The organism is Nocardiopsis listeri, from assembly GCF_020741345.1.
Classification (GTDB): Bacteria; Actinomycetota; Actinomycetes; order Streptosporangiales; family Streptosporangiaceae; genus Nocardiopsis; species Nocardiopsis listeri_A.
On record NZ_DYZD01000383.1, the window covers coordinates 1 to 4,704 of the forward strand.

Here is a 4,704-nt window from a genome sequence, read left to right on the forward strand (position 1 = left end):
CCTCATCGAGCTCACCCCCGCCGGCACCCTCACCGGGCTGGCCAAGCGTGCCCTGCGCGGTATCGAGCTCCTCGCGGTGAAGACCCCCGACGACCTCGAACGCGCCGGCACCCTCATCAAGGAGCACGCGGGCGTCTCCGCGGGCTCCCAGCAGGAAGGCTGACCATGTTCAACGTCCCCAGCACACCCGGTGGCGCCGCGATCCGCTCCCTCGGCGAGTTCCAGCCCTCCAACGTGGTCACCAACGCCGACCTGGCGGAACGCGTGGAGACCAGCGACGAGTGGATCCAGAGCCGCGTGGGGATCAAGGAGCGCCGGGTGGCCGGGCCCGAGGACACCGTCCTGAGCATGGCCGTGGCCGCCGGTGGAAAGGCGCTGGCCTCCAGCGGACTGTCCCCCGAGGAGATCGACCTGGTGATCGTGGCGACCTGCACCGTGCAGGACCAGATCCCCAACACCGCGGCGAGCGTCGCCGCCCGGCTCGGTATCGTCGCCCCGGGCGCGTTCGACGTCAACGCCGCCTGTGCGGGCTTTTGCTACGCGCTCGGGCTGGCCTCGGACAGCGTCCGGGCGGGCAGCTCCCGCAACGTGCTGGTGATCGGTTCCGAGAAGCTCAGTGACTGGGTGGACTGGGACGACCGTTCCACCTGTGTGATCTTCGCCGACGGCGCCGGCGCCGCGGTGGTCTCGGCCTCAGAGGAGCACGGCATCGGCCCCGTGGTGTGGGGCTCCTCCGGCGAACGCGCCGACAAGATCTTCCTGCGTGAGGGCAAGTACCTCTACCAGGAGGGGCAGGCCGTCTTCCGGTGGACCACCACCGAGTTGTACAAGGTCGCCCTGGAGGCGTTGGAGCGGGCGGGCGTGGAGCCCTCCGAACTGACCGCCTTCGTCCCCCATCAGGCCAACCTGCGGATCGTCGAGTCGATCGCACGCAAGCTGGGAGCTCCCCAGGCACGCGTGGCACGCGATATCGTCACCGCCGGCAACACCTCCTCCGCGTCGATCCCACTCGCGCTCTCGCGCATGGTCGGCAGGGGGGAACTGCCGTCGGGGAGCATCGTGCTCACCCTCGGTTTCGGAGCGGGTCTGGTCTACGCCGCTCAGGTGATCCGTATCCCCTGAGGGAACGGACACACCTCTGCGTACGCGGGACCGTTCCCCGACATCGAACGTCGAACAAGGAGAAACAAGACATGGCTCTCAGCGAGCAGGAGATCCTGGCCGGCCTCGGCGAGATCATCGAGGAGATCGTCGGTACCGAGCCCTCCGAGGTCACGCCCGAGAAGAACTTCGTGGACGACCTGGACATCGACTCGCTGTCCATGGTGGAGATCGCCGTCGCCGCCCAGGACAAGTTCGGCGTCGAGATCCCCGACGACCAGCTCAAGGACCTCAAGACGGTCCAGGACGTCGTGAACTTCATCCAGAAGTAGCCTCATCGGGCCGCCGGCGCACATCCCGTCCCGGCGGCCCCGCCCTCATCCGGGGGCAGACCAGACCTCATCCGCAACGCCTCTCGGCCCCGGCCGGGAACGACCCACGAGAAGGGCGATCGGATCATGCCTAAGACCGATGTCGTCGTCACCGGCCTCGGCGCCACCACCCCCCTCGGGGGTGACGTAGCGACCACATGGTCCGCGCTCCTCGATGGCCGCTCCGGCATCAGCACACTGCCGGAGGAATGGCACGACAAGCTCCCGGTGCACTTCGCCGGGCAGATCGCGCAGGAGCCCTCCGAGAAGCTGCCACGGCCCCGGCTGCGGCGCCTGGACCGCACTCAGCAGTTCGCGCTCATCGCCGCCCAGGAGGCCTGGGACCACGCCGGCGCGCCCGAAGTCGACCCTCTGCGTCTGGGTGTGGTCGTCTCCAGCGGGATCGGCGGCATCCTCACCATCCTGGAGCAGTACGACACCTTCCGTGAGAAGGGCTGGAAGCGGGTCTCCCCGTTCACCGTGCCCATGCTCATGCCCAACAGCCCCGCGGCCGCCGTGGCCCTGGAGTTCACCGCGCGCGCCGGCGCCCACGCCCCGGTCAGCGCCTGCGCCTCCAGCGCCGAGGCCATCGCCAACGCGGTCGACATGATCCGCGCCGGGCGGGCCGACGTCGTCATCGCCGGCGGGACCGAGGCGGCCATCCACCCGCTGAACATCGCTTCCTTCGCCTCCATGCGCGCGCTGTCCACCCGCAACGACGACCCGCAGGGCGCCTCCCGCCCCTGGGACGCCCAGCGTGACGGCTTCGTCATGGGCGAGGGCGCCGGCATCCTCGTGTTGGAGTCCGCCGAGCACGCCGCCAAGCGCGGCGCGAAGGTGTACGCCCACGCCGCCGGTGTGGGCTACACCGACGACGCCCACGACATCGTCATGCCCGACCCGGAGGGCGCCGGGCAGGCCCGCGCCATCACCCAGGCGCTGACCGACGCCGACCTGAAGCCGAGCGACATCGCGCACGTCAACGCACACGCCACGTCCACCCCGGCCGGCGACGTCGGTGAGACCCGGGCGATCCGTGCGGCCCTGGGCGACTCCGCCGCCGACCAGGTCGCGGTGACCTCCACCAAGTCCATGACCGGTCACCTGCTGGGCGGCGCCGGCGCGGTGGAGTCGATCGCCACGATCCTGGCGCTGCACGAGGGTCGGATCCCCCCGACCATCAACATCACCGAACTGGACCCCGAGGTGGCCGTGGACATCGTCCGCGACAAGCCGCGGGACATGCCGACCGGTGACGTGGCCGCCATCAACGAGTCCTTCGGGTTCGGCGGTCACAACATCGCGGTGGCCTTCCGCCGCGCCTGATCCGCGCGGGCGGGCGACCGTTGCATTCCTACTGTGGGCGTCACTCTCGGTGGCGCCCACAGTCGTGTTCGCGAACCTTTGTCGACCGAGCGTGAACAACCGGCACCGCCCGGCTCAAGAACGGCTGAACAGGCGGGCACAAGGCTTCAGGTCGGCCCTACCCACGGGCCACCATGGTGGTGTGTCCACCCTGCACTCCCAACACACACTCCCGGCCCCCGGTGCGCCCGGGCCCGTGTCGAAGAAGCGCCGGGGACCGACCTTCCGCCCCATAGTGGACCTGGACTCCGGCGCGGTGGTGGCCGTGGAGGTCGTCGCCCCGGTTCCGGAGGGCCTGGGTCGGCCGGACCGGTCCGGCCGAGCAGCCGCGCTCGTCGCCGAGTGGCTGTCGGCCCTGGTGCGCTCCGTCGGCGGCGCCGAGAGTCTGCTGCCGTTGGTGCTTCCACTGCCGTCGGTGGCGCTGGCCGATGGCGGGGATCTTCCCGCGATGGCCGAGAGCGCGTTGCGGCGGGCGGGTCGACGACCGCGCGACATCACCCTCATGCTCACCCCCGACCTGGTGGACCTGCCCAGGGACATCGTGATGGCCGGGGTCACCGGGCTGCGTTCGGTCGGGTTCCGGTGTGGTTTCGGCACCGCGATGGCCCGACCGGACATGGTGGTGGAGGCCCTCCCGTTCCTCATCCGCCTGGATCCGAAGCTGGTGGCGGGGATCGACTCCGACCAGCGTCACAGCGGCATCGTCGAGGGTCTGTCCCGGATCGGCCGTAGCAGCGGTGTGTACGCCCTCGGCGCGGGGGTGACCCGGGGCGAGGAGATCGTGCGGCTGCGGGAGTGCGGAGTGCGCCTGGGCGGTGGAACGTTCTTCACCGACCCCGGCTGGCGTCCCGGTGAGAAGGTGACGCCCGTACCCGAACCCGGGGCCACCACCCTGGGCGACACCGACGCCGGCCCCAGGGTCACCGAGTTCATGGTGCCGCCGCTGGACTTCGACTCCGAGTCGACCGGCGAGCACGTGCTGGAGGCGTTCACCGCCGACACCGCGCTCAACAGCGTGGTCTTGATCGACCACCGGGAACGGCCCACCGGGGTGATCGACCGGACCCGGTTCCTGTTGTCGGTGACCGGACGCTACGGGCACGCGCTGCACGCCAAACGTCCGGCTCTGCGTCTGGCGGAGTCACCGCGAACGGTACCGGCGTGGATGTCGGCGATCGCGGCACTGCGTGTGGCGGGTCAGGACCGCGAACGGGTCTACGACGACCTCATCGTGACCAACCCCTACGGCCAGTGCCTGGGAGTGGTGCACGTCAGCGACCTGATCCAGTCCCTGTCCCGACAGTGAACCCACTCCCGAAAGCGGAACGGCCACCCCGCCGAACGTGTGCGGAGTGGCCGAGGGGAGGGACGCTCACCTCGAAGGCTCGGGCCCTTTGGTCCCCGACGGGCTGCTGGTGGGGACCGAGTCACCGGCCGGGTAACCGTTGTAGTGGGTGTCGGCGCCGACCTCGCGCAGCTGTCGGCGCAGCCGCTCGCGGGTCTCCTCGTCGTGCAGGTACTCCAGTTCGGGCCGGCGGGCCATCCGTCCGTCCCCGGAGGAGCGGCCCATGGCGCGGCGACGCAGCCACGGCACGAGGTACTGGCGCGCCCAGCGACGGCCCTCCCGACGACGCAGAATCCGAGGGAGCTGCTGGGGCGGGGTGGACCACGGGTCGGTCCAGGACTCGGGTGGTCCCATGGGGAACCCGAGCAGGTCGGCCACGCGGGCCGCGACGATCTGGTGACCGGCTCCGTTGGGGTGCAGCCGGTCGTCGCTCCAGGCCCGAGGGTCGTTGAGGGCGTTGAGCGCCCACAGGTCGATGATCTCGGTGCCGGTACGCTCGGCGACCGCGCGCATGTGCATGCT

4 protein-coding genes and 2 pseudogenes are annotated in these 4,704 nt (G+C 70.5%); 5 read left to right on the top strand and 1 reads right to left on the bottom strand.

Annotated features, from left to right (window positions below; genetic code table 11):
* The 5 genes and pseudogenes from K8V84_RS20480 to K8V84_RS20500 all read left to right on the top strand — a co-directional run.
* Nucleotides 1-163: pseudogene (locus K8V84_RS20480) on the top strand (ACP S-malonyltransferase); the annotation flags it as partial.
* A 2-nt stretch (nucleotides 164-165) separates the two neighbouring features.
* Nucleotides 166-1,122, top strand: coding sequence for a beta-ketoacyl-ACP synthase III (locus tag K8V84_RS20485; protein WP_304077448.1), 957 nt, complete (start codon nucleotides 166-168; stop codon nucleotides 1,120-1,122).
* A 71-nt stretch (nucleotides 1,123-1,193) separates the two neighbouring features.
* Nucleotides 1,194-1,433, top strand: coding sequence for an acyl carrier protein (locus K8V84_RS20490; protein ID WP_067605459.1), 240 nt, complete (start codon nucleotides 1,194-1,196; stop codon nucleotides 1,431-1,433).
* A 126-nt stretch (nucleotides 1,434-1,559) separates the two neighbouring features.
* A complete protein-coding gene (fabF, locus tag K8V84_RS20495) occupies nucleotides 1,560-2,798 on the top strand; it encodes a beta-ketoacyl-ACP synthase II (RefSeq protein WP_304077453.1) in 1,239 nt (412 codons plus the stop codon).
* 181 nt (nucleotides 2,799-2,979) lie between these two features.
* On the top strand, nucleotides 2,980-4,143 hold the full coding sequence (locus tag K8V84_RS20500; protein ID WP_304077455.1) for an EAL domain-containing protein: 1,164 nt from the start codon (nucleotides 2,980-2,982) through the stop codon (nucleotides 4,141-4,143).
* Nucleotides 4,144-4,209: 66 nt separating this feature from the next.
* Here the strand turns inward: K8V84_RS20500 and K8V84_RS20505 are convergent.
* A pseudogene (locus K8V84_RS20505) lies at nucleotides 4,210-4,704 on the bottom strand (SGNH/GDSL hydrolase family protein); the annotation flags it as partial.

What these genes read in the sequence shown, in the direction of transcription:
- K8V84_RS20490 (WP_067605459.1), top strand. Translation starts at nt 1,194, where the DNA reads ATGGCTCTCAGCGAGCAGGAGATCCTGGCCGGCCTCGGCGAGATCATC.
- fabF (WP_304077453.1), top strand. Translation starts at nt 1,560, where the DNA reads ATGCCTAAGACCGATGTCGTCGTCACCGGCCTCGGCGCCACCACCCCC.
- K8V84_RS20485 (WP_304077448.1), top strand. Translation starts at nt 166, where the DNA reads ATGTTCAACGTCCCCAGCACACCCGGTGGCGCCGCGATCCGCTCCCTC.